Source organism: Limimonas halophila, from assembly GCF_900100655.1.
Lineage (GTDB): Bacteria > Pseudomonadota > Alphaproteobacteria > Kiloniellales > Rhodovibrionaceae > Limimonas > Limimonas halophila.
Map to the genome: position 1 here is coordinate 2501 of NZ_FNCE01000012.1, position 24084 is coordinate 26584.

Here is a 24084-nt window from a genome sequence, read left to right on the forward strand (position 1 = left end):
CGGGGGTCAAGCGGCGAACATCGCAGCCGGCCACGCTCGCATCGGGCGGCTGAACTTGGTGCCGTCACCTCGGTGACCATCGGGCCCTGGTTCGGTTGGCCGCTCAGAGGTGCGAACAGACGCGATCAAACACGCTGGTGTTTGGGGGCGTAGCTCAGCTGGGAGAGCACCTGCCTTGCACGCAGGGGGTCGTCGGTTCGAGTCCGGCCGCCTCCACCACGGCGGCCGGCAGGGGTTCGAGTCCGGCCGCCTCCACCAGACGGCGGCTGGGTGAGCTCGGCGCGTTGCGATAGAGAGAACATGCCGCGGGCTGTGGGCTCGCTGGCGTGGCGTCCGGCACAGATGGTGCCGGGTGATCTTGGACATCGTGGATCGGGACGAAGAGCGCGCACGGCTTTCGCGCGTGCGGCCGGGCTGTATGGATCCGGCAGGCAGCGAGGAAAGCGTGTGCGGTGATGAGGCTGAGAGGCGCCTGTCGCGAGGATGGGGTTTACCCCTGTGCGCGGTGGGCGGATCAAGCGTCTCAAGGGCACCTGGTGGATGCCTTGGCACCGAGAGGCGATGAAGGACGTGGCACGCTGCGAAAAGCCACGGGGAGCTGCGAGCAAGCTGTGATCCGTGGATGTCCGAATGGGGAAACCCGGCCCGTATAGGGTCGCCCCGTGCTGAACCCATAGGCACGGCGGCGCGAACCCGGGGAACTGAAACATCTAAGTACCCGGAGGAAAGGAAATCAACCGAGACTCCCTGAGTAGTGGCGAGCGAAAGGGGACCAGGCCAGTGGCCGCGATACGGCGAACCGGAAGCGTCTGGAAAGGCGCCCCAAAGAGGGTGATAGGCCCGTACGGGTAGGTCGGTCGCGGTCCGTGAGTAGGGCGGGACACGGAGTATCCTGTCTGAAGATGGGGGGACCACCCTCCAAGCCTAAGTACTCCTCGGTGACCGATAGCGAACCAGTACCGTGAGGGAAAGGTGAAAAGCACCCCGACGAGGGGAGTGAAACAGAACCTGAAACCGGGTGCCTACAATCAGTGGGAGCACCACTGCGGTGGTGTGACTGCGTACCTCTTGCATAATGGGTCAGCGAGTTGGTGTCGCGAGCAAGCTTAAGCCGTTAGGTGGAGGCGAAGCGAAAGCGAGTCTTAACAGGGCGTCGAGTTCGCGGCACCAGACCCGAAACCGGGTGATCTAGCCATGGACAGGCTGAAGGTGGGGTGACACCCACTGGAGGGCCGAACCGACCGATGTTGCAAAATCGGCGGATGATCTGTGGTTAGGGGTGAAAGGCCAATCAAACCCGGAGATAGCTGGTTCTCCGCGAAACCTATTTTGGTAGGGCGTCGCGTGGTCACCGCCGGGGGTAGAGCACTGGATGGGCTAGGGCCCCGCGAGGGGTACCAAACCTAACCAAACTGCGAATACCGGCGAGTGCAGCGCGGCAGACAGTCCATGGGTGCTAAGGTCCGTGGACGAGAGGGAAACAGCCCAGACCGTCGGCTAAGGTCCCAAAGTGGCAGCTAAGTGGGAAAGGATGTGGGACGGCCAAGACAGCCAGGAGGTTGGCTTAGAAGCAGCCATCCTTTAAAGAAAGCGTAACAGCTCACTGGCCTAAATAAGCTGTCCTGCGCCGAAATATGTAACGGGGCTCAAGCTGTCCACCGAAGCCACGGACGCACAATGTGCGTGGTAGCGGAGCGTTCCGTAGGCCTGCGAAGGGGCACCCGTGAGGGGCCCTGGAGGTATCGGAAGTGCGAATGCTGACATGAGTAGCGTTAAAAGGTGTGAGAAACACCTTCGCCGAAAGCCCAAGGGTTCCTGCGCAAGGCTAATCCGCGCAGGGTGAGCCGGCCCCTAAGGCGAGGGCGAAAGCCGTAGCCGATGGGAACCAGGTTAATAGTCCTGGGCCTGTGGGTGGTGACGAATCCGAAGTGTCGTCGGGGCTTACCGGATTGTCCCGGCGGCTGGAGGGTTCCTGGAAATAGCCCCCACACACAGACCGTACCCGAAACCGACACTGGTGGGCTGGTTGAGTATACCGAGGCGCTTGAGAGAACGGCGCTGAAGGAATTCGGCAAATTGCTCCCGTAAGTTCGCGAGAAGGGAGCCCGGCTGTCGGGCAACCGGCGGTCGGGGGCACAGACCAGGGGGCGGCGACTGTTTACTAAAAACACAGGACTCTGCGAAGCCGCAAGGCGACGTATAGGGTCTGACGCCTGCCCGGTGCCGGAAGGTTAAGGGGAGGGGTGCAAGCCCCGAACCGAAGCCCCGGTAAACGGCGGCCGTAACTATAACGGTCCTAAGGTAGCGAAATTCCTTGTCGGGTAAGTTCCGACCTGCACGAATGGCGTAACGACTGCCCCACTGTCTCCAGCGCCGACTCAGCGAAATTGAATTCTCCGTGAAGATGCGGAGTACCCGCGGTCAGACGGAAAGACCCCGTGGACCTTTACTACAGCTTTGCAGTGGCACTAGAGCCGGCATGTGTAGGATAGGTGGGAGGCTTGGAAACGGACGCGCCAGCGTTCGTGGAGCCGACCTTGAAATACCACCCTTGTCGGTTCTAGTGCCTAACCGAGGCCCGTGAGCCGGGTCCGGGACACTGCATGGCGGGTAGTTTGACTGGGGCGGTCGCCTCCCAAACGGTAACGGAGGCGCGCGAAGGTGGGCTCAGGCTGGTCGGAAATCAGCTGGTGCGTGCAATGGCATAAGCCCGCCTGACTGCGAGGCCGACGGGCCGAGCAGAGACGAAAGTCGGTCATAGTGATCCGGTGGTCCCGCGTGGAAGGGCCATCGCTCAACGGATAAAAGGTACCCCGGGGATAACAGGCTTATCTCCCCCAAGAGTCCACATCGACGGGGAGGTTTGGCACCTCGATGTCGGCTCATCGCATCCTGGGGCTGAAGCGGGTCCCAAGGGTTCGGCTGTTCGCCGATTAAAGCGGTACGTGAGCTGGGTTTAGAACGTCGTGAGACAGTTCGGTCCCTATCTGCCGCGGGTGTTCGAGACTTGAGAGGACCTGTCCCTAGTACGAGAGGACCGGGATGGACGCAGCTCTGGTGGACCGGTTGTCGCGCCAGCGGCATAGCCGGGTAGCTACCTGCGGACGAGATAACCGCTGAATGCATCTAAGCGGGAAACTCTCCTCAAAACCAGGTCTCGCCAGAAGAGCCGTGGTAGACCACCACGTCGATAGGCCGGAGGTGGAAGCGCAGCAATGTGTGAAGCCAACCGGTCCTAATCGCTCGATCGGCTTGATCCGCCTATCGCCTCAGGCTACCTGCCTGAGACACGCCGCGCACAGCGGCAAACCCCACCCCTCGACACATCGCCTCACACCCTCATCACCACACCGCGCGCCCCAACGGGCGGCGCGTGCGCTTGCACGACCTGGCGGCCATAGCGGCGGTGAACCACCCGACACCATCCCGAACTCGGCCGTGAAACCCGCCTGCGCCAATGGTACTGCGTTGCAAGGACGTGGGAGAGTAGGTCGCCGCCAGGTCTTGTAAGCGCACGCCACGCCCGCCATATCCACCTCCGTCCCGATCCACCCCACCATCCCTGCCGCGGGGTGGAGCAGCCAGGTAGCTCGTCAGGCTCATAACCTGAAGGTCGTGGGTTCAAATCCCACCCCCGCAACCATCGCCACCAAGCCCTTAGCCCCCTGGCTAAGGGCTTGGTGCGTTTGGGCTGCGAGATGAAGCCCTGGGCTTGTATTGGCCCAGGGGTTTTTGTTTGCTTCCGATGTGCTGGCGAGTGGCCCGCCGCGGATGAGCCGAAAAATCGGTCGTCGGCCGTCGTACGGGGTCGCCTACTCCCCGGTGTCAGTGGCGGTCGTTCGGGAACGAGCCCGCTCCCGGTTGATCGAATACCCGCTGGCCGGCCCGCGAACGGGCTGCATCAACATCCGCGGCAACCACAAATCCCCACGCGTGCGGAACTGCTCAATGCCGATCGTCATGCCCTCGTGGCCGTCGCGCGGCTGGGCACGATAGGTCCCGAGCAGCCGGTCCCACCATGGCAGATTGAAGCCGAAGTTGGAGTTCGTCTCACTCGGATGGATGGAGTGGTGCACGCGGTGCATGTCCGGCGTCACGACCAGCAGCCGAAGGATGCGGTCCACGCCGGTCGGGAGACGGATGTTGGCGTGGTTGAACATCGAGGTCGCGTTGAGCAGCACCTCGAAGACGAGCACGGCCGTGGCGGGCGGACCCAGCGCCGCCACCACGGCCAGCTTGAGCCCCATGGAGAGCAGGATCTCTACGGGGTGAAACCGCAACCCGGTGGAAACGTCGAACTCTAGATCGGCGTGATGCATGCGGTGCAGCCGCCACAGCGCGGGCACGGCATGGAACATCACGTGCTGCAGGTAGATCGCCAGATCGAGCGCCAGCACCGCCACCACGAAGGCCAGCCAGTAGGGCACGTCGACGGCGTTGAACAGCCCCCAGCTGTGCTCGCCCGCGAAGACCGCGAGCGTCACCGCGACAAGCGGAAAGGTCAGGCGCACCAGGATGGTGTCGACCACCACGACGCCGAAGTTGTTGGTCCAGCGGACCAGACGCGGAATTTCGCGCCGCCGGCGTGGTGCAGCCACTTCCCAAGCGGCCATCGCGACGAGGATGCCCAGGAACACCCCCAGGCGGATCGTCGGCTCATTGGCCAGAAGGATGTCGCGCATTCCGGGTTTCCTCGACTGCCGCGGCGAAACGTGTTGCCCGTCTATCTAGAGCGGTCCGGGGCGCCGTCATCCGCCGGTCGAGCGCGAGGCACCTCCAGCCGCCAGCCAGTCCGCCACATCCGCGATCTCGGGCGAAAGGGGCCGATCGTCGCACAGAAAGCCGCTGCGCGCGCGCACGGCCCCGGCGAGGGCGCGGGACGCGGGCGAGAACCCGCCGTCGCCCCGAAGACCGCCGCGCAGCTCCACCGCCTGCGTCAGCGCCAGCGCGTGGATGGCGAGCACCCGCCACAGCCGGTTCACCTGATCGCGGGCGTTGCGGGCGGCGATCGTGCCCATCGTCACCACGTCCTGGTTGTCGCCGTTGGTGGGGATGGTCTGGATCGCCGCCGGTGTGGCCTTCGTCCGCATCTCGGCGACCAGCGCGGTCGCACTCACCTGCGCGCCCATGAAGCCGCTGTTGAGGCCGGGGTCGCCGCCGGCGAGGAAGGGTGGCAGGTCGCCGTTGCGCGTCGTGTCCGTCAGGCGCGCCAGCGCGCGTTCGGCGTGCGCGGCCAGCTTGACGGCGACGCTCCCCAGCATGTCGCTCGCATAGGCCACGTGCTGGCCATAGAAGTTGCCGCCGTGCAGCACATCGCCCGTATCGGGGTCGATGAGCGGGTTGTCCGTGGCGCTTTGCAGCTCGCTGGTGACGAGGCCGTCGTGGTGCGCCAGCGCATCCAGGGCGGCGCCGAACTCCTGGGGCGCGCAGCGGATGGTGTAGGCGTCCTGGTGGGCCGTTTCCTCGGGCGCGATGTCGTCCAGATGCGGCGGCACGGGCTCGGCCGGGTGCAGGCGCTCGCTCCCGGCCATGAGCGCATTCAGCCGCTCCAGCGCCCGCCGCTGGCCGTCGTGCGGCCGCGCGGCGCCAAAGCGTTGGTCGAAGGCGTCGCGCCGCCCGCCGAGCACCTCCGCGTAGATCACCGCCAGGCGCATCGCCGCCTCGACGGCGTTCGCCATGTCCGCGCCGTTGAGCGCGGCGATGCCCGTCATCGCGGCGGTGCCGTTGACGAGCGCCAGCCCGTCCTTGCGCTCAAGCTGAAGCGGTTCCAGGCGGGCGCGCGCCAGCGCCTCGGCCGCCGGCTCGCCGCCCAGCACGCGGCCCTCCCCGATGGCCGCCAGCGCCGTGTGAGCCAGGGGCGTCAGGTCGCCGCTGGCGCCGACCGTGCCCGCCTCGGGCACCTCGGGAACGATGTCGGCGTTGAGCATGGCGACGAGATGGTCCGCCACGCCGGGCCGCACGCCGGACCAGCCGCGCGCGAGCGAACTCACCCGCGCGGCGATCATCGCGCGCACCGCCTCGCGCGGCAGCGGCGGGCCGACGCCGCTGGCCAGATGGTCGATAAGCCCGCGTTGGAGCCGTTCGCTGTTCTCCGGGGCGATGCGGTAGCCGGCGAGGGGGCCGTAGCCCGTGGTGACGCCGTAGATGCGCCGGCCGTCCGCCAGGTGCTCGTCCAGCGCCGCCTCGCTGCGGCGCATGTGGGCGCGCGCCGCGTCACCCAGATGGGCGCACGCGTGGCCGCGCGCGACCGCTGCCATTGCCGCGGGGTCGACCGCCCCACCCAGGTCCACGATCGGCTGGCTGCTCACGATGCGTCGTCCGCGGGCTCGGTGTGGGAATCGTGGGTCGGCCAGTCGGCCAGCTTGCCCATGCCGGTGCGCGGGATGCGCCGGCCGACGCGGATGGCGCGCGGCTGCTCCACGCCCGTCAGGCGCTCGGCCGCGTGCGCGGCGACGCGTTCGCCCAGGGCGTGCGGCGCGTCGGGCATCCGGTGCGGCACGACGAAGGCCTTCAGGCGGTCGCCCTCGTCCGCGTTCATCGGGCGCACGGCGGCTTCAGCCACTTCGGGATGATCGGCCAGCACGGCGCGCACGCGCTCCGGGTCCACGTTCGTGCCGGCGACCTGGACCAGCCCGTCGCGCCGGCGGCCCACGGTGAAGTGGCCGGCATCGCGCCATTGCAGCGTGTCGGGCGCCGCCACCCTAAGCTCGTTGCCGTCGGCGCGTTCGGCCGTGAGCGTCTCGCCGCTGCTGTCGGCGCGCCAGTGGTCCAGCAGCGCATAAGGCTCGGCCGGGTCGGCGCGCCAGCCGATGCCGCCGGTTTCCGTCGAGCCGTAAATTTCGAACAGACGCCGCACCGCGCGTTGCGCCGCCGCGCGGGCGGTCGCGGCCGGGCAGGGCGCGGTCGCGGTGACGCCGTCAACGTTGGCGGGCCAGCGCGCGCCCGTCTCGGCCACCAGGCGCCAGATGTCGGGGATGGCGACCACGAGGTCGCCGCCCGCGAGCTTGCGGCCGAGCCCGGCGGGCGTGCCGCCGCGCAGGTCCACGACCGGCACGTCCAGCGCGCGCGGCAGCAGCACGGTCCAAATGAAGCCGTAGATGTGGTGGCGCGGCACCAGCGCGACGACGCGCTGGCGGTCGCGGCACAGCGCGGCCAGCGCTCGCACCTCGCGCCACAGGTCGTCGAGGCGGTGCTCGACCACCTTGGGCTCGCCCGTGGTGCCGCCCGTGGTGAAGCCCACGCTGGCGTCGTATTCGCCGAGCGACTCTTCGATCAGATCGAGCCAGCCGCCGAGCGTGCGCTTCATCAGCAGCGCGTCTTCGATCCCGGTCTCGTAGAGCCGGAAAAAGGTCGCCGCGGCGGTGGCGAGCTGCAGCCGTTCCAGGGAGTCGGCGCCCAGGCCTCCGTCGTCCAGGCGCACGTCGGCCACCGCCGCCGGCGCGGGCGGCGTTGCCTCTGTGCGAAAGGCGTCCGGCGGCGTGGTACCCGGGCGCAGGCGCTGCCAGGTTTCCGCAAGCAGGTCGCGCAGCACGGCCGCCGCCGTGGGGCGGTCCCACCACACGGTTGCGGTTTGCGCCCGCCCCCGGGGAGATGCGCCAGCCTCGGTCATGGTGCCGGCCAGGCCGTTACACGCGCTTGACGAAGATCCAGTAGCTGTCGCCCGCCAGCGCCTTCTTCATATGCACCTTCACCTTCGTCGGAGTCATCTTGTAGTCGAAGGTGTACTCGAACATCGTGTTCAGATTGCCGCTCTGAACGCCTTCCTTGAAGCGCCCATAGAACTCGTCGGTGTCGGTGCAGGGGGCGACGTCCTTGAAGAAGTTCTTGCCCACGACCTGACCGGGGTCGCGGCCGGTGATGTCGCCCTCGGCGGCGTTGTACTGCAGAATTTTGCCGTTGCCGTCGACCTGGATGGCCCCGAAGGCGATCTGGTCCAGGTCCTTGTCGCTCATCTGCTGAAGCTGGTTCTCGATGTCGTCGGAGCCGAAGCGTACCGTCTCCATCGTTTCCTCCTCGCGCTCGCGTGGGCTTCGGTTTCGGGTGGCATTGAGACGAATCCAGGCGATTCGCCCACTGCGGGCATGTCTACGCACCACACCGTTAAGAACTGGTTTGGAGTAGCAGGGTTTTGAAGGGCGAAAATTCGGCGCGGGGGTCCATCAGGCGCGCCCGATCAGGTCCAGCCACCCGTCCTCGTCCAGCACGGTGACGCCCAGTTCGCGCGCCTTGCGGGCCTTGGAGCCGGGATCGGCGCCCGCCACCAGATAGTCCGTCTTGCGGGAGACGGAGCTTGTGACCTTGGCGCCCAGCTGTTCGGCGCGGTTCTTGGCCTCGTCGCGCGACATGCGCGCCATGCTGCCGGTGAAGACGATCGTGGCGCCCGAAATGGGTGAGGCCGCCGCGGCCTGCTCGACCGGCGTGACCGTGACCTCGCGCTCCAGGTCGGCCAGGACTTGGCGGTTGTGGTCTTCCTGGAAGAAGCCGCAGATGGCGTCGGCCACCTTCATGCCGATGTTGTTGATCCCGCACAGCTCGGCGTAGGTCGGGCCGACACGCTCCGCCTTTTTGTGCTCGTCGGGCGCCGCCGCGCGCTCGCGCGCGGCCGTGAGCATGGCGTTCTTCCAGCTTTGCAGGTCGCCGTAGGTGCGCGCCAGCAGGCGGGCCGTCGTCTCCCCCACCTCGCGGATGCCGAGCGCGAAGATGAAGCGGTCGAGAGAAATCTCGCGCCGCGCCTCGATGGCGTCCATGAGGTTGCGCCAGGACTGATCGCCCCAGCCCTCGCGGTTCAGGACCCGGCCCTTGTGCTCGCCGAGCCGAAAGATGTCCGGCGGGGTCTGGAGCAGGCCGTCGCGCCAGAAAGCCTCGATCGTCTTCGTGCCCAGGCCCTCGATGTCGAAGGCGGTGCGCGAGACGAAGTGTTTCAGGCGCTCCACCTGCTGATACGGGCAGGCCAGCTCGCCCGAGCAGCGCGGGATGACCTCGCCCTCGGGATAGACGACCGGCGTTTCCAGCTTGCACGGGCAGGTTTCGGGGAAGTGGAAGGGCTCGGCGTCGGCCGGGCGCTTGTCGTGGACCACGCCGATGATCTGCGGGATCACGTCGCCCGCGCGCTGGACGATGACGGTGTCGCCCTCGCGCACGTCCTTGCGTTCGATCTCGTCCGGATTGTGCAGGGTCGCGCGCGAGACGACGACGCCGCCCACGCCGATGGGCTCCAGCTCCGCGACCGGGGTGAGCTGGCCCGTCCGCCCCACCTGGATGCGGATGTGCTTGAGCCGCGTCTGCGCCTGCTCCGGCGGGAACTTGTGCGCGATCGCCCAGCGTGGCGCGCGCGAGATGTAGCCCAGCCGCTCCTGCAGCGCGATGGCGTTGACCTTGTAGACCAGCCCGTCGATCTCGTAGGGCAGCTCGGCGCGCTGGCCCTGCATCTCTTCGTAATAGGCGAAGAGGTCGGCGTCGGTTTCGCACAGCCGCGCCGGCGCGTTGAGCCGAAAGCCCCAGCGCTGGAAGCGCTCGCGCACCTCGGCCTGGGTCTGCCCGAGCGATGCGGAAATCTCGCCCCAGCCGTAGGCGACGAAGCGCAGCGGCCGGCGCGCGGTCACGCGCGGGTCGAGCTGGCGCACCGAGCCGGCGGCGGCGTTGCGCGGGTTGGCGAAGGGCTGCTGTCCGGCTTCCTTGCGCTGCTCGTTCAGCTCCTGAAACTGCGCGCGGTCCATGTAGATCTCGCCGCGCACCTCCAGGGTTTCCGGCCAGTCCTCGCCGTCCAGGCGGTCCAGCGCGTCCGGGATGGTGAGGACGTTGCGCGTGATCTCCTCACCCTCGGTGCCGTCGCCGCGCGTGGCCGCGCGCACCAGCCGGCCCCGGTGGTAGTGCAGGGCGCACGACAGCCCGTCGATCTTGGGTTCCGCCAGGATCTCGACCGGATCGTCCGCCGAGAGGTTCAGGAAGCGCCGCACGCGCGCCAGGAAGTCGGTGATCTCCTGGTCCTCGAAGGCGTTGTCCAGCGACAGCATGGGCACGCTGTGCTGGACCTTGGCGAAGCCGGCGGCCGGCGGCGCGCCTACCCGCCGCGAGGGGCTGTCGCCGCGCACGAGGTGCGGGAAGCGCCGCTCGATCGCCTCGTTGCGCGCGCGCAGGGCGTCGTAGGCGGCGTCGGAGACCTCCGGCGCGTCCTGCTGGTAGTAGAGCTCGTCGTGGCGCCGGATTTCCAGCGCCAGGCGGTGAAGCTCCGCGCGCGCCTGGTCCTCGCTCAGCGCATCGACGGCCACGTCCGGGTGGCCCTGGGGAATGTCCGCGCGCGCCACGCTCGTCATTCGGCCGGTCCCATCAGCTTGTCGGCGGCTGCGCGCGCCTCGTCGGTGATGCTGGCGCCCGCCAGCATGCGGGCGATCTCCTCGCGGCGCTCGCCGGGGCCGAGTTCGTCCACGTCCGTCACCACGGTCGCGCCCGCCTCGGTCTTGCCGATGCGCCAGTGGTTGTGCGCGCGCGCCGCCACCTGGGGCGAGTGTGTGACCACCAGGATCTGGCGCCCATCCGCCAGGCGGGCGAGGCGTTCGCCCACGGCGTCGGCCGTGGCGCCGCCGATGCCGCTGTCCACCTCGTCGAACACCAGGGTGCGCTCGGGCGCCACCTGGGCCAGCACGACCTTGAGCGCCAGCAGGAAGCGCGACAGCTCGCCGCCCGAGGCGATGCGGCCCAGCGGGCCCGGCGCGGAACCGGGGTTCGTCGCGACCTCGAAGGCGACGCGGTCCAGCCCGCTCGGCCCCCATTGGGCGGGGTCGTCCTGCGCGTCGACGCGGGTGCGGAAGGTGGCCTTGTCCAGGCGCAGCGGCGGCAGCTCGGCGTTCACGGCCGCGTCCAGCGCGTGCCCGGCGGCGGTGCGGGCCTCGGAAAGGGCGCGCGCCGCGTCCAGGTATGCGGTGCGCGCGGCCTCGGCCTTCTCCGCCAGCTCGGCGACGTGGGCTTCGCCGTGCTCCACGGTGGCCAGCCGCTGGGCCAGCTGGTCCCGCAGCGCCGGCAGCTCGTCCACCTCGCAGCCGTGCTTGCGCGCCAGCTCCTTGAGCGCGAAGTAGCGCTCCTCGATGCGCTCCTGCTCGCCGCTGTCCAGCTCCACGCGGTGGGCGACGGAGTGGATGCGCGCCAGCGCCTCCTCGGCCTCCGCCAGCGAGCGGTCGATGGCTTCCACCGCCGGATCGAGCGCGTCCCCGGCGATGTCCAGCCCGCGCTCCAGCCCGCGCCGCGCGGCCGCGAGGGCGCTTTCGGCCCCGCGCCCGGTGCCGCCGCCCGCCAGCTCGCTTTCCGCCTGGTTGAGCGCGCCCATCAGCCGCTCGGCGTTCATCATCAGCTCGCGCTGCTGGGCGAGCTCGGCTTCCTCGCCTTCCTGCGGCGCCAGCTCGTCGATCTCCCCGATCGCGTGGCGCAGGTGTTCCTCGTCCTGGCGCGCGTCCGCCAGCTCCGTTTGCGCGCGCTCGTGCGCGGCCACGGCGTCCCGCCAGGCGCGGTACAGCTCGCCCACCTCGCGCACGCGGGGGTCCAGGCCGCCGTAGGCGTCCAGTAGGCCGCGGTGGGTGCCGCTGTCCATCAGGCCGCGCTGGGCGAACTGCCCCTGGATCTCGATCAGGGCGTCGCCCAGCCGCCGCAGCACCGACACGGAAACGGGCTGATCGTTGACGTAGGCGCGCCCGCGCCCGTTGGCGCCCAGGCTGCGCCGCAGCACCAGCTCCTCGTCCTCGGCGGCCGCGAGGTCGCACTCCTCCAGAATGGCGCGGGCGGGGTGGCCGTCGGGAACCTCGAACTGTGCCGTGACCTGCGCCTTGTCCGCGCCCTGGCGGACGAGGCCGCTGTCGGCGCGCGCGCCGAGCGCGAGGCCGAGCGAATCCAGCAGGATCGACTTGCCGCCGCCCGTCTCGCCGGTGAGCGCACAGAGCCCGGCGCCGAAGTCGATCTGCAGGCGCTCGATCAGGACGACGTTGCGGATGGTCAGACTGAGCAGCATGCACCCAAGGCCGCGTCTGGAACGGGGCGAGAGCGGACCGTGGCCCACCCTGCCATGCCTGCGCCGAACCCGAAACAGGTCGAGAACACGGCGGCGCCGCCGGGTGGCCGGCTGCCGCCCCGCATCAGATCACCGAGTGCCACACCTTGCCGATCCAGCTGTCGTCATCGGCGCGCTCGGGCGCCAGGTCCTTGCCGGTCAGCAGCTCGTAGCTGTCCACGTACCACTCACTGGTGGGGAAGTTGTGGCCGAGCACCGAGGCCGTCTTCTGCGCCTCGTCCTTCATGCCCAGCGCCAGGTAGGCTTCGGTCAGGCGGTGCAGCGCCTCGGGCACGTGGCTGGTGGTCTGGTAGTCCTTCACCACCGCGCGGAAGCGGTTGATGGCGGCCAGATAGTGGCCCTTGTTCAAGTAGTAGCGCCCGACGGTCATCTCCTTGCCGGCCAGATGGTCCTCCACGAGGTCCATCTTCAGCTCGGCGTCGCGGGCGTACTTGCTGTCCGGGAAGCGGCGGATGACCTGCTGCAGCGCGTCGCGCGCCTGGCTGGTCATGGACTGGTCGCGGCGCACGTCGCGGATGCGCTCGTAGTAGCTCAGCGCTTTCAGATAATAGGCGTAGGCGATGTCCCGGTTGCCCGGGTGCAGCTCGATGAAGCGGTCGAGCGCGTTGATCGCCTCGGTGTAGCTGTTGTTCAGGTAGTGGGCGTAGGCGGACATCAGCTGCGCCTTGGACGCCCAGACGGAATACGGGTGCTGGCGCTCGACCTCGTCGAAGGTCTTGGCGGCCTTTTTGTACCGTTCCTCGTCCATGAGGTTCATGGCCGAGTTGTACAACTCGCCCACCGACCCCGGCTCGTACTCGTTGGGATCGTCGTCGCTGGCGCAGCCGGAAAGGGCGAGCGCCGCTAGCACGACGCCGAGTCCTCCCAGGCGCCGGATGCCGCCGCCGCGGGTCGGGGCGTTCGCCATGATCGAAACCGCCTCGCCGTGTGTCGTCACGCTTGGGGTGTCGTCGCGTTTGGGGTGGTGCCGTTGCTTGGGCTGGCGTGTGGCACCAGCAGCCGCCGGTTCACCGTCTGATCGGGCACCCCCGAACGGCGGGGAGCGTAGTGCCAACCCGGGCGTGCCGCAACCGCCGTCGCGAGCGCGCGCCCGGACGAAAAAGGCGGGCCGGCCGGAGCCGGCCCGCAGGCCCGAACTGCATACGCGCCGTCGTCGCGCCGTCCCGCCGGGTGGCGGACCGGCGCCCGCAAGCGCCCGTGCGTGGGCACGGGCGATGCCCGTCAAACGATCAGTTGGCCTGCCGCCGCAGGAAGGCCGGGATGTCGAGTTGATCCTCCTCGCTGGAGCGCTGATCCGTGGCGGCCTCGCTGCGCCGGGGGGCCCTGGCGTCCGCAGCGTCGGCCTCACCGCCCTGGCGCGCGCCGCCGAGCGTGGGCTCTGCGACCCGCGCGCGGGTGGGCTGTTCCGGGCGCGGGTCCCGGTTCTTGTCGCGGTCGCCGAACATCCGCGCCGCGCCGGTTAGGCGGTCGAAGAGGTTGCCGGCCCGGCCGCGGCCGACGCGCTCGTGCTCGCGTTCCCCGCTCTCCGGTGCCGGCGTCTCGCCGGCCGGCGCGGCCGCCTGGAAGGGGTCGCGGCGACGGCCCCCGGCCACGCCCGGGCCCTCGTCCCGCGTTCCGGCACGCGGTTCCTGCGGGGCGGGGGCGATGAAAGCCTCCTCGCGGTCCTCGGCCTCGACCGGGGTGCGGGGCTCGCGCGCCTGGACCGGCTCGGGCTCCGGCTCGCGCTGGGCCGGCTCCGGCTGCACCGCCTCGCGGCGCGGCTCGGTGCGGGGTTCCGTGCGGGGCTGGGGCTGGGCCTGGGCGCGCTCGCGCGGCTCGCCCCCGCCGGCGGGCTGACCGCCGCCCCGGCGCTGGCCGCTGGCGACGTCGACCGTGACCTCGTTGCCCTGCTCGTCCTCGTCCTGGTTGATGCCGGTGGCGACCACCGAGATGCGCATCGTGCCCTCGACCGAGGGATCGAAGGTGGAGCCGAAGATGATGTTGGCGTCGGGGTCCACCTCGTCGCGGATGCGGTTGGCGGCCTCGTCCACCTCGAACAGCGTCAGGTCGTCGCCGCCGGTGATGTTGATGAGCACGCCGCGCGCCCCGCGCATCGAGACGTCGTCCAGCAGCGGGTTGGAGATCGCCGCCTCGGCCGCGGAGATGGCGCGGTTCTCGCCGCCGGCCTCGCCGGTGCCCATCATGGCCTTGCCCATCTCGGTCATCACCGAGCGGATGTCGGCGAAGTCCAGGTTGATGAGGCCCGGCTTGACGACGAGGTCGGTCACCCCGCGCACGCCCGAGTAGAGCACCTCGTCCGCCATCTTGAAGGCGTCGGCGAAGGTCGTCTTCTCGTTCGCCAGGCGGAAGAGGTTCTGGTTCGGGATGATGATGAGGGTGTCGACCTCCTTCTCCAGCTCGGTGAGGCCCTGCTCGGCGATGCGGGCGCGGTGAACGCCCTCGAACTGGAAGGGCTTGGTCACCACGGCGACGGTCAGGATGCCCTTCTCGCGGGCGGTGCGCGCGATCACCGGGGCCGCGCCCGTGCCGGTCGCGCCGCCCATGCCGGCGGCGATGAAGAGCATGTCGCAGTCGGCCGTGGCGTCGGCGATCTCGTCGATCGCCTCCTCGGCCGCCGCGCGCCCGACGTCGGGGCGCGAGCCGCCGCCCAGCCCGCGCGTCAGGTTGCGCCCGAGCTGCAGGCGGTTGCCGCACTCGGACTGCGTCAGGGCCTGGGCGTCGGTGTTGGTGACGATGAAGTCCACGCCCTCGAGGTTCTCGGTGATCATGTTGTTGACGGCGTTGCCGCCGGCGCCGCCCACACCCATGACGGTGATGCGCGGCTTGAGCTGCTCCTCGGTCTCCGGCGCGTGCAGGTTCAGGGTCATGTCCGCCTCCGTTGGGCTTCTCAGCGGTTGTTGTCCCGCAGTTCGGTCAAAGATGTTCGCGCAGCCACGTGCCCAGCCGGCCCAGGACGCCGCCCGGGGCCCGCAAGTCACCGCGCGGCAGGCCGGCGGTGTCGGCGGCCAGCGCGTAGCTCAGCATCCCGGCGCTCACGGCGTAGCCGGGCCCGTTCGTCGTGCTGGCGAGCCCGGCCACGTCCACCGGGCCGCCCACGCGCACCTGCTTTCCCAGCACCATGGCCGCGAGGTCGCGCGTGCCGGGCATCTGGCTGGCGCCGCCCGTGATCACGGCGCGCCTGCCGGCGACGCGGTCGACGCCGTGGCTCTCCAGGCGCTCGCGCACCAGCTCGAAGGTTTCCTCCAGGCGCGGCTGGATGATGCCGGTTAGCAGCGAGCGCGGGATGCGCTGCGCCGCGCCGTCGTGTTCCTCGCCCACCTGGGGGACTTCCAGGATCTCGCGCGTGTCGCGCGCGCCCGTGGTCGCGTCCCCGTAGAGCGTCTTCATGCGCTCGGCATTGGCGCGCGAGGTCGCCAGGCCGCGCGCGATGTCGTTGGTGACGTGCTGCCCGCCCAGCGGGATGACGTCGGCAAAGACGGCCTCGCCCTCGCTGAACACCGAGATCGAGGTCGTGCCGCCGCCCATGTCGATCACGGTCGCGCCCAGCTCCGCCTCGTCGTCGACGAGCGTGCCCAGCCCGGCGGCGTAGGGCGCGACCACGACCGCCTCGACGTCCAGGTGGCAGCGTTCCACGCACTGGCGCAGGTTGCGCAGCGGCCCCGAGGCGGCGGTGACGACGTGCATCGTCATGCCCAGCTCGGTGCCGTGCATGCCGCGCGGATCGCGGATGCCGCGGCAGCCGTCGATGGCGTAGCCGGTGGCGATGGTCTGGACGATCTCGCGCCCCGCCTCGTGCTCCGGGGTGAGGCGGTCGCCGATGGAATGGCTGCTCGCCGCGCGGCGCAGGTCAGCGTCGGTCACCGTGCGGCCCGTCACCGGCACCTCCACCGCGACCGGCGTGGACTGCGGCGTGCCGCCGGAGAGGCTGACCACCACGCGGTCCAGGGTGACGCCGGCCATGCGCTCGGCGCCGTCGACGGCGCTGCGCACGGCCATCTCGGCGGCACTCATGTCCACCACGTTGCCCGCCCGGATGCCCCGGCTGGCGGTCTCGGCGATGCCGAGCAGATTGGCGCCGCCCGCGCCGTCCGGCTGGGCGATGGCGCAGCACACCTTGCTCGTGCCGACGTCGAGCGCGGCGATCACGTCCGCTTTGCTGCCTGCAAGCACGCCCCTCATGGCCCCCTCGTCGTCAGCCGTTCCGTCGCCGTTCGCCGGATGCGTCCCCGGGCGTCCCGCGCTCCAGCACGATGCGCTGCGCGGGGCGCAGGTCGATCCGCTTGATGTCCCGTTGCAGCACCCGCTTCTCGCGTTCCAGCCGCGCCAGCCGCGTCCAGGCGTCCGCCGCGCCGTCCGCCGGCAGCGCCACGCGCACGCCGTTGTGCAGGCGCACCTCCCAGCGCCGGCCCGCGACCCAGCGGGCGCGCGCCACGCGCTCCGCCAGGACCGGTTGCGCCTGGAGCGCGCGCAGCAGATCGCGCGCGTGGGCTGGCGCCCCCGCGCCGGTCACGCGCAGCAACTCGGGGAAGCCGGCCGGGTCGACGCCCCGGATGGGCTTGCCGCGCCAGTCGATCAGCCGTGCGGCCTCGCCGCGGGTGTGCACCGCCATGGGCTCGCGCTCGTGCAGGCGCACCAGGAGCTTGCCGGGGAAGCGGCGCTCCACGCGCGCCCGCGCCACCCACGGCAGGTTCCGCAGCCGCGTGCGCGCCGTGGCCGGGTCGATCGCCAGCATGGGTGTGCCCTGGTCGACGCCGAGCGCGTCCAGGATCGCCGGATCCTCGGTGCGCTGGCGCCCCGTCACCGTGACCGACGCGACCGCCAGTCCCGCGTCCGCCGTTGCCGCCAGCACGCCGGCCCGCGCGCGCTCCAGCACCATGCCCGGCAGGCCCGCGCGCACCGCCCAGGTTCCGGCCGCGAGCACGGCCAGCGCCGCGACCGCGATCACGCCGCGCAGCACCGTGCGTCGGCGCGCGGCGCGCTCGGCCGGGCGGCGGCTGGACGCGGGGCGGATCAGGCGGCGCATGCGGCGTCCTCCACGATCCATTCGACGAGGTCGCCGAAGGAGATGCCCAGGTGCTCGGCCTGCTCGGGCACCAGCGACAGCTCGGTCATGCCGGGCTGGGTGTTGACCTCCAGCAGGTAGAGTTCGCCGGGCTCGCCGCGGGTGTCGTCGTAGCGGAAGTCGGCGCGCGTCACGCCGCGGCAGCCCAGAACCTCGTGCGCGCGGGCGGCCAGCGTCAGCGCATCGTCGTGGACGCTTTGCGGCACGGGCGCGGGCAGCAGGTGCTCCGTGGCGCCGCCGGTGTACTTGTTGCGGTAGTCGTAGAAGCCGTCCTTGGGCCGCAGCTCGGTGACGCCCAGCGCGCGCTCGCCCATGACGGAGACCGTCAGCTCGCGCCCCGGCACGAAGCGCTCGGCGATCACGGTGTCGCCGTAGGGCCAGTCCGCGTCCGCCGCCGGCACGGGCGGGTCGCCGTCCTGCACGATCTGCACGCCCACCGAGGAACCTTCGGCGACCGGCTTGATGACGTAGGGCCGGGGCAGCGGCTCCTCCGCGATCAGGGCCTCGCGGCTGATGGCCGTGCCCTCGACGACGGGCAGGCCGGCGCGGGCGAAGACGCGCTTGGCCATCGCCTTGTCCATCGCCAGCGCCGAGGCGAGCACGCCCGAGTGGGTGTAGGTCAGCCCCATCAGCTCCAGCACGCCCTGGACGGTGCCGTCCTCGCCGTAGCGGCCGTGCAGGGCGTTGAAGACGATGTCCGGCGGCGGCGTCAGCTCCTTCACCAGCACGCCCACGTCGCGCTTCACGTCGATCAGGCGCACGCTGTAGCCGCGCTCGTAGAGCGCCGCCGCGCACGCCTCGCCGGACTTGAGCGAGACCTCGCGCTCCGCCGAGGCGCCGCCGTAGAGGACCGCCACCTCCGTCATGCCGTCCCTCCTTCGGCCGGCTCGCCGATGCGCCGGATTTCCCAGTCGAGCGCGACGCCCGTGGTCTCGAAGACGCGCCGGCGCACGGTCTCGCCCAGGGTTTCCAGGTCCGCCGCCGTGGCGCCGCCCGTGTTGATGAGGAAGTTGGTGTGCTTCTCGGACACCTGCGCGCCGCCCACACGCAGCCCCCGGCAGCCGGCGCGGTCGATCAGCTCCCACGCCTTCGCGCCCTTGGGGTTCTTGAAGGTGGAGCCGCTGGTGCGCGTGCGCACGGGTTGGCTGTCGTCGCGCGCCCTGTCGATCTCCGCCATGCGCGCGGCGATGGCCTCGGGGTCGTCGCGGTGGCCCTGGAAGCCCGCGCGCAGGAAGATCCACCCGGTGTCCAGGCCGCAATGGCGGTAGCGCAGGTCCATCGCCTCGGGCGCGAAGGTGTGCAGCTCGCCCGTCTCGCGGTGGATCCCCTCGGCCCAGGTGAGCACGTCCTTCGTCTCGCGGCCGTAGGCGCCCGCGTTCATGCGCAGCGCGCCGCCGATCGTGCCCGGCACCCCGGCGTAGAATTCCAGCCCCGCGATCCCGGCCTTGCGCGCGCGCACGGCGACGGTGCGGTCCAGCGCCCCGGCCCCGGCGGTCAGCGTCGCCGTGTCCGGGGTCGGCTCGACCTCCGCGAAACCCCGCTTGAGGCGGACGACCACCCCGCGCACGCCCCCGTCGCGGATGAGCGCGTTGGAACCCACGCCCAGCACCGTGACGGGGACGTCCTCGGGGGTCGCGCGCAGGAAATGCGCCAGGTCGTCCCGGTCCGCGGGCCGGAACAAAACCTCCGCGGGGCCGCCCACGCGGAACCAGGTGGTGTGCGCCAGCGGCGCGTCGGGCGACAGACGCCCGCGCACGGCCGGCAGGCGGTCGATCAGGTGGTTGGGGCGCGCGGGCGCGGCGGTCATGACCCACCTCCCGCGGCGCGGCCATTGGTGTGCAGGCGCTCCAGCTCGTAGGGCAGGGCCTGCGCCCATTGCGTGATGCTGCCGGCGCCCAGGCAGACGACGGTGTCGCCGGCCGCCGTTTCGGCGTCCACCAGCCGCGCCAGCTCCTCGGGGTCGTTGATGGTCAGCACGCGCCGGTGGCCGTGTTCGCGCAGCCCGGCGGCGAGGGCGGTGTGCGTGACGCCGGGGAGAGGGTCCTCGCCCGCCGGGTAGACCGGCGCCACGACCACGGTGTCGGCGTCGTTGAAGCAGGTGCAGAAGTCGTTGAAGAGGTTGCTCAGGCGCGTGTAGCGGTGCGGCTGCACCACCGCCAGCACGCGCCCCGAGCCCGCGTTGCGCGCGGCGCTGAGCACCGAGGCGATCTCCACGGGGTGGTGGCCGTAGTCGTCGATCACGGTGACGCCGTCCACGACGCCGGTGGTGGTGAAGCGCCGCTTCACCCCGGAAAAGCCGGAGAAGGCGCGGCGCAGCGTCTCTGCGTCCAGGCCCAGCTCCGTCGCCACGGTGATCGCCGCCAGGGCGTTGGAGACGTTGTGCCGGCCGAGCATGGGCAGGCGCACGTCGTCCACGCGCGCCGGGCCGATCTCGGTGCGCTCGCTGAAGACCACGGTGAAGCTCGCCCCGTCCGACCCCTGCGATAGGTTTTCCGCCCGCACGTCCGCCTGCGTGCCGAAGCCGTAGGTCACCACGCGGCGGTCGCGCACGCGGCCCACGAGCGTCTGCACCTGCGGGTGGTCCACGCACAGCACGGCGAAGCCGTAGAAGGGGATGTTCTCGACGAACTGCTCGAAGGCGCGGTGCAGCGCCGCTTCCGAGCCGAAGTGGTCGAGGTGCTCCGGGTCGATGTTGGTCACCACCGCGACCGTGGCGGGCAGCTTGGTGAAGGAGCCGTCGCTCTCGTCGGCCTCCACCACCATCCAGTCGCCGTCGCCCAGGCGGGCGTTGGTGCCGTAGGCGTTGATGATGCCGCCGTTGATGACCGTCGGGTCGAGGCCCGCCGCGTCCATCAGCGCCGCCACCATTGAGGTGGTGGTCGTCTTGCCGTGCGTGCCGCCGACCGCGACGGCGCCCTTCAGGCGCATCAGCTCGCCCAGCATCTCCGCGCGGCGCACCACGGGCAGCCGGCGCTCGCGCGCGGCCGCGACCTCGGGGTTGTCGGACTTCACGGCGGCGGAGACGACCACGACCTCGGCGTCCGCGAGGTTTTCGGCGGCGTGGCCGACGCTGACGGGGATGCCGAGCGCGCGCAGGCGGCGCACGCCGGCGCTTTCCGAGAGGTCGCTCCCCTGCACGCGGTAGCCCAGGTTGTGCAGGATCTCGGCGATCCCGGACATGCCGATGCCGCCGATGCCGACGAAGTGGATCAGCCCGATGTCGAGGGGCAGGTGTTTCATGCCGCGGCCTCCCTGTCCGGAGTGCCGGGGTGGGCGCCCGTGCCGTCGGGCGCGGTTTGCGTGACGAGGTCCGCCAGCTTCTTCGCCGAGTCCGGCTGCCCGAATGCGCGCGCGTGCCCAGCGGCGTGGACGAGTTGGTCGGGCGCGGCGAAGAGCGCGCCCAGGCGCTCCGCCAGCACATCCTCGCTCAGCGTCGCCTGCGGCAGCAGCCACGCCGCCCCGGCGGCGACCATGGCCTCGGCGTTGGCGGTCTGGTGGTCGTCGGCGGCGAAGGGATAGGGCACCAGGATCGCCGGACGGCCGGCGGCGGCCAGTTCCGTGACCGTCGAGGCGCCCGAGCGTGCGATGACGAGGTGCGCCGTCTGCAGGCGCGCCGGCATGTCGTCGAAGAAGGTGCGCAGCTCCAGCTTGCCCACGCCCGCGCCGTCGTAGCGGGCGCGAACCTCGTCGCTGTCGCCGCTGCGCACCTGCTGCGCGATCTGAAGGCGCGAGCGCACACTCTCCGGCAGCCGCGCCACGGCCGCCGGCACGACCTCGTTGAAGGCGCGCGCGCCCTGGCTGCCGCCGGTGACGAGCAGGCGCAGCGGCCCGTCGTGGTTGGGCACGGCGTAGGGCTTCGAGCCGATGGCGGCGATGGCCGCGCGCACGGGGTTTCCCGTCATCACCGTCTTGGCGCGGTCGGCGGCGCGCAGCCCGCGCACCTCGGGGAAGGCGGTGGCGATGGCGTCGGTCCGGCGCGCCAGCAGGCGGTTGGCCCGCCCGGCGACGGCGTTTTGCTCGTGCAGGATGACGCGCGTTCCCGCGTGGGCGCTCGCCAGCACCGTGGGCAGCGCGGCGTAGCTGCCGAAGCCCACGACGGCGTCGGGCTGCAGCCGGCGCACGATACGGCGCGCCTGGAGGTAGCCCCAGGCGAGCTTGGCGGCGGCCATGGCCTTGTGGAGCGGATCGCGGCGGATGATCCCGGCGGCGGCGACGCGGTGGGTGGGCACCTGCGCCGCCAGCTCCGGCCCGAAGCCGCCGCCGCGGGTATCCGTCACCAGCACGGGGCGGTCGCCGCGCTCCAGCAGCTCGTGGGCCAGCGCCTGCGCCGGGAAGAGGTGCCCGCCGGTGCCGCCGGCCGCCAGCACGATGAGCTTGCCCCGCTGCGCGCTCATGCCTCGCCCTCCGGGTTGCGGCTGCGGCGGGTGAGCGCCACCAGCATCCCCATCGCCAGGGCCACGCCCATGAGCGAGGAGCCGCCGTAGCTGACGAGCGGCAGGGTCATGCCCTTGGTGGGGATGAGGTGCAGCGTGGAGCCCATGTTGATCGCCGCCTGGATGCCGAACGAGGCCAGCAGCCCGGTTCCCGCCAGCACCACGAAGAGGTTGTCGTCGTGCAGCAGCCGCACGAAGCCGCGCAGCACGACGAAGGCGAACAGCCCCACGATCGCGGCGGCCGCCAGGCCGCCCAGCTCCTCCCCGGCGACGGCCAGGATGAAGTCCGCGTGCGCGTCCGGCAGGCTCGCCTTGACCGTGCCCTCGCCGGGGCCTGTCCCGAGCAGGCCGCCGCGCTCGAAGGCGGTGAGCGCGCGCTCGACCTGGTAGGACGCGGGCCCGGGCGCGAGGAAGGCGTCGATGCGCTCGGCCACGTAGGGCAGGCTCAGGTAGGCGATCACGAGGCCGCCCACAACCGTCGCGCCGAGCGCGGCCACCCAAAGCCAGGACAACCCGGCGACGAAGAGCTGCACGCCCAGCGTCGCCACCACCAGCAGCGTCTGCCCCAGGTCGGGCTGGCTGAGCAGCAGGGCGCAGGTCAGCCCCACGAGCGCCAGCGCGATGGCGTCGCCGGGCACGGGCTCGCCCCGGCGCGGCAGCGTCAGCATCCAGGCCACGGTGACGGCCAGGACGGGCTTCACAAGCTCCGAGGGCTGGATGGACAGCCCGCCCAGGTGCAGCCAGCGCTGCGCGCCGTTGATTTCCACCCCCACCAGCGGCGTCAGCGCCAGCAGCGCCAGCGCGCCCGCGAGGCCCAGCAGCCCCAGCCGCCGCACGCCCACGGGGGAGAGCAGCGAGACCGCGAAGAGCACGCTCACCGCCAGCCCCAGGTAGGCGAACTGGCGCTGGACCAGCTGGAAGCTGCCCAGGCCCATGCGCTCCGCGGCCGGCGGCGCCGCCGCCAGGATCAGGATGGCGCCCAGCGTGACGATCGCCGCCAGGGCGATCACCAGCCACCGGTCGACGCTCCACCACCACTGGCTGAGGGGGCGGGTGTCGGTGCGGGTCAGCGCCGTCACGGTGCACCTCCCGCGTCCGCCGCCGTGTTCGCGTCCGTGTCCGCGCCCAGATGGGCCGGCGTCAGGCGCTCGCGCGTGCCCGGCAGGTCCGCCACCAGCGCGCGGAAATGGTCGCCGCGCCCCGCGAAGTCCGCGTACTGGTCGAAGGAGGCGCAGGCGGGCGAGAGCAGCACCACCGCGCCCGGCACGCCGTCGGCCCTGGCGGCTTCTGCGGCCTGGTGCACGGCGATGTCGAGCGTGTCGGCAGCGACCGTGGGGACGGTGTCCGCGAGCGTGGCGCGGAAGCTGTCGGCGGCTTCGCCGATGGTGTAGGCACGGCACACCTTGCCCCAGTGGGCCTCGGTGCCGGTCAGGCCGCCGTCCTTCGCGCGCCCGCCCACGATCCAGTAGATCGCCGGGTAGGAGGCCAGGGCGCGCGCCGCCGCGTCGGCGTTCGTGGCCTTGGAATCGTTGACGAAGGCGACGCCGTCGATGACCGCAACCACCTCCTGGCGGTGCGCCAGCCCGGGATAGCTGTTCAACGCCGCCGCGATCGTCTCGCGCGCCACGCCCAGCCGCCGGCAGGCGGCGTAGGCCGCGGCCGCGTTCTGCCAGTTGTGTGCGCCGGGCAGCGTGGCGCAGGTGCGCAGGTCCACGGCCTCGGCGCGCTCGCCGTCCAGATCGTCGATGAGCACGCCGCCGGCCGCCGAGACGCCGCCGGGAACCGGCTCGCTGGCCGAGACGGGCACGATCGTCGGCCCGTCGGCGGCGCGGAGCGCCCGCGCGATCTCGCGCGTGCGCGCGTCGTCCACGCCCACGACGGCGGTGTGGGCGGCGCGCTGCCCCTCGAAGATGCGGCGCTTGGCGGCGACGTAGCCGTCCATGCCGCCGTGGCGGTCGAGGTGGTCGGGCGAGATGTTGAGCAGCACGGCGACGTCGAAGGTCGCCGAGGCCGTGCGCTCCAGTTGGTAGCTGGACATCTCCAGCACATAGGGCTGGTTCGGCGCGGCGGGCTCGAAGGCGAGCGCCGGGCGGCCCAGGTTGCCGCCCACCTGCGGCGCCGCACCAGCCTCGTCGAGGATGTGGCCGATGAGCGCGGTGGTGGTGGACTTGCCGTTGGTGCCCGTGACGCCGACGAAGCGCGCGTCCGCCTGCGCGCGCGCCAACAGCTCGACGTCGCTGACGATGGGCACGTCGTTCGCCCGCGCCCGCGCCGCCACGGGGTGCGACTCGGGATGGCGGTCGGGGATGCCGGGCGAGAGCACGAGGAATGCGGCCGCGCCCCAGGCCGGCTCGTCCGGGTGGGTCAGCGGGACGCCCTGCGCCTGCGCGGCCTCGCGGCGGGAGGAATCGTCGTCCCAGGCCAGCACGCGCGCGCCGCTTTCGTGCAGCGCGCGCGCCGCCGCCAGCCCCGAGGTGCCGAGGCCGAAAACCGCGACCAGCCTGTCCGCCGCGAAGGCGAGCGGAATCATCCCG

At 71.2% G+C, this 24084-nt stretch carries 16 protein-coding genes, 2 tRNA genes and 2 rRNA genes; 4 read left to right on the forward strand and 16 right to left on the reverse strand.

Annotated elements, in window-relative coordinates; translation table 11 throughout:
- Positions 1-143 precede the first annotated feature (143 nt).
- The 4 genes from BLQ43_RS12430 (at position 144) to BLQ43_RS12445 (ending at position 3643) form a co-directional block, all read left to right on the forward strand.
- Positions 144-219 (forward strand) — tRNA-Ala (locus tag BLQ43_RS12430).
- A gap of 293 nt (positions 220-512) precedes the next feature.
- Positions 513-3260 (forward strand): 23S ribosomal RNA (locus BLQ43_RS12435).
- Between the two features lie 127 nt (positions 3261-3387).
- Positions 3388-3503: ribosomal RNA gene (gene rrf, locus BLQ43_RS12440) — 5S ribosomal RNA — on the forward strand.
- Positions 3504-3566: 63 nt separating this feature from the next.
- A tRNA-Met gene (locus BLQ43_RS12445) sits at positions 3567-3643 on the forward strand.
- A gap of 169 nt (positions 3644-3812) precedes the next feature.
- On the opposite strand, the gene BLQ43_RS12450 is transcribed toward BLQ43_RS12445, so the two are convergent.
- The 16 genes from BLQ43_RS12450 to murD form a co-directional block, all read right to left on the reverse strand.
- Complete coding sequence (locus BLQ43_RS12450) at positions 3813-4682, reverse strand: sterol desaturase family protein (protein ID WP_090021460.1); 870 nt, start codon at positions 4680-4682, stop codon at positions 3813-3815.
- Positions 4683-4748: 66 nt separating this feature from the next.
- The gene (locus BLQ43_RS12455; protein WP_090021463.1) at positions 4749-6308 is read right to left on the reverse strand and encodes an HAL/PAL/TAL family ammonia-lyase; all 1560 of its coding nucleotides are present in this window, start codon (positions 6306-6308) and stop codon (positions 4749-4751) included.
- On the reverse strand, positions 6305-7561 hold the full coding sequence (locus tag BLQ43_RS12460; RefSeq protein WP_176758669.1) for an AMP-binding protein: 1257 nt from the start codon (positions 7559-7561) through the stop codon (positions 6305-6307). Before BLQ43_RS12460 ends, BLQ43_RS12455 begins: the two co-directional genes overlap by 4 nt.
- Positions 7562-7625: 64 nt before the next feature.
- On the reverse strand, positions 7626-8003 hold the full coding sequence (gene pyp, locus BLQ43_RS12465; protein WP_090021468.1) for a photoactive yellow protein: 378 nt from the start codon (positions 8001-8003) through the stop codon (positions 7626-7628).
- A 156-nt stretch (positions 8004-8159) separates the two neighbouring features.
- A complete protein-coding gene (gene ligA, locus BLQ43_RS12470; RefSeq protein WP_090021471.1) occupies positions 8160-10313 on the reverse strand; it encodes an NAD-dependent DNA ligase LigA in 2154 nt (717 codons plus the stop codon).
- Positions 10310-11995, reverse strand: coding sequence for a DNA repair protein RecN (gene recN, locus BLQ43_RS12475; RefSeq protein WP_090021473.1), 1686 nt, complete (start codon positions 11993-11995; stop codon positions 10310-10312). Before recN ends, ligA begins: the two co-directional genes overlap by 4 nt.
- Positions 11996-12119: 124 nt before the next feature.
- On the reverse strand, positions 12120-12992 hold the full coding sequence (locus BLQ43_RS12480; protein WP_245659580.1) for an outer membrane protein assembly factor BamD: 873 nt from the start codon (positions 12990-12992) through the stop codon (positions 12120-12122).
- A gap of 292 nt (positions 12993-13284) precedes the next feature.
- Positions 13285-14922: a cell division protein FtsZ gene (gene ftsZ / locus BLQ43_RS12485; RefSeq protein WP_090021479.1), complete on the reverse strand. Its 1638-nt coding sequence runs from the start codon at positions 14920-14922 to the stop codon at positions 13285-13287.
- A gap of 46 nt (positions 14923-14968) precedes the next feature.
- The gene (ftsA, locus tag BLQ43_RS12490; RefSeq protein WP_090021482.1) at positions 14969-16234 is read right to left on the reverse strand and encodes a cell division protein FtsA; all 1266 of its coding nucleotides are present in this window, start codon (positions 16232-16234) and stop codon (positions 14969-14971) included.
- A gap of 13 nt (positions 16235-16247) precedes the next feature.
- Positions 16248-17078: a cell division protein FtsQ/DivIB gene (locus BLQ43_RS12495; protein WP_176758670.1), complete on the reverse strand. Its 831-nt coding sequence runs from the start codon at positions 17076-17078 to the stop codon at positions 16248-16250.
- Positions 17066-17983, reverse strand: a complete 918-nt coding sequence (locus BLQ43_RS12500; protein WP_090021488.1) for a D-alanine--D-alanine ligase — start codon at positions 17981-17983, stop codon at positions 17066-17068. The genes BLQ43_RS12495 and BLQ43_RS12500 overlap by 13 nt, the downstream gene beginning before the upstream one ends.
- A complete protein-coding gene (gene murB / locus BLQ43_RS12505) occupies positions 17980-18924 on the reverse strand; it encodes a UDP-N-acetylmuramate dehydrogenase (protein ID WP_090021491.1) in 945 nt (314 codons plus the stop codon). Before murB ends, BLQ43_RS12500 begins: the two co-directional genes overlap by 4 nt.
- Entirely contained in the window at positions 18921-20357 is a 1437-nt protein-coding gene (murC, locus tag BLQ43_RS12510) for a UDP-N-acetylmuramate--L-alanine ligase (RefSeq protein WP_090021494.1), read from the reverse strand. Before murC ends, murB begins: the two co-directional genes overlap by 4 nt.
- A complete protein-coding gene (gene murG, locus BLQ43_RS12515) occupies positions 20354-21511 on the reverse strand; it encodes an undecaprenyldiphospho-muramoylpentapeptide beta-N-acetylglucosaminyltransferase (RefSeq protein ID WP_090021496.1) in 1158 nt (385 codons plus the stop codon). The genes murC and murG overlap by 4 nt, the downstream gene beginning before the upstream one ends.
- Positions 21508-22629, reverse strand: a complete 1122-nt coding sequence (locus BLQ43_RS12520) for an FtsW/RodA/SpoVE family cell cycle protein (protein WP_090021499.1) — start codon at positions 22627-22629, stop codon at positions 21508-21510. Before BLQ43_RS12520 ends, murG begins: the two co-directional genes overlap by 4 nt.
- A complete protein-coding gene (murD, locus tag BLQ43_RS12525) occupies positions 22626-24080 on the reverse strand; it encodes a UDP-N-acetylmuramoyl-L-alanine--D-glutamate ligase (RefSeq protein ID WP_090021501.1) in 1455 nt (484 codons plus the stop codon). The genes BLQ43_RS12520 and murD overlap by 4 nt, the downstream gene beginning before the upstream one ends.
- Positions 24081-24084: the final 4 nt, after the last annotated feature.

Coding starts and splice junctions, on each gene's coding strand:
- ligA (WP_090021471.1), bottom strand. CDS start 10,313: ATGACGAGCGTGGCGCGCGCGGACATTCCCCAGGGCCACCCGGACGTG.
- murD (WP_090021501.1), bottom strand. CDS start 24,080: ATGATTCCGCTCGCCTTCGCGGCGGACAGGCTGGTCGCGGTTTTCGGC.
- BLQ43_RS12450 (WP_090021460.1), bottom strand. CDS start 4,682: ATGCGCGACATCCTTCTGGCCAATGAGCCGACGATCCGCCTGGGGGTG.
- murG (WP_090021496.1), bottom strand. CDS start 21,511: ATGAGCGCGCAGCGGGGCAAGCTCATCGTGCTGGCGGCCGGCGGCACC.
- pyp (WP_090021468.1), bottom strand. CDS start 8,003: ATGGAGACGGTACGCTTCGGCTCCGACGACATCGAGAACCAGCTTCAG.
- ftsA (WP_090021482.1), bottom strand. CDS start 16,234: ATGAGGGGCGTGCTTGCAGGCAGCAAAGCGGACGTGATCGCCGCGCTC.
- BLQ43_RS12500 (WP_090021488.1), bottom strand. CDS start 17,983: ATGACGGAGGTGGCGGTCCTCTACGGCGGCGCCTCGGCGGAGCGCGAG.
- murC (WP_090021494.1), bottom strand. CDS start 20,357: ATGAAACACCTGCCCCTCGACATCGGGCTGATCCACTTCGTCGGCATC.
- recN (WP_090021473.1), bottom strand. CDS start 11,995: ATGCTGCTCAGTCTGACCATCCGCAACGTCGTCCTGATCGAGCGCCTG.
- ftsZ (WP_090021479.1), bottom strand. CDS start 14,922: ATGACCCTGAACCTGCACGCGCCGGAGACCGAGGAGCAGCTCAAGCCG.
- BLQ43_RS12495 (WP_176758670.1), bottom strand. CDS start 17,078: ATGCGCCGCCTGATCCGCCCCGCGTCCAGCCGCCGCCCGGCCGAGCGC.
- murB (WP_090021491.1), bottom strand. CDS start 18,924: ATGACCGCCGCGCCCGCGCGCCCCAACCACCTGATCGACCGCCTGCCG.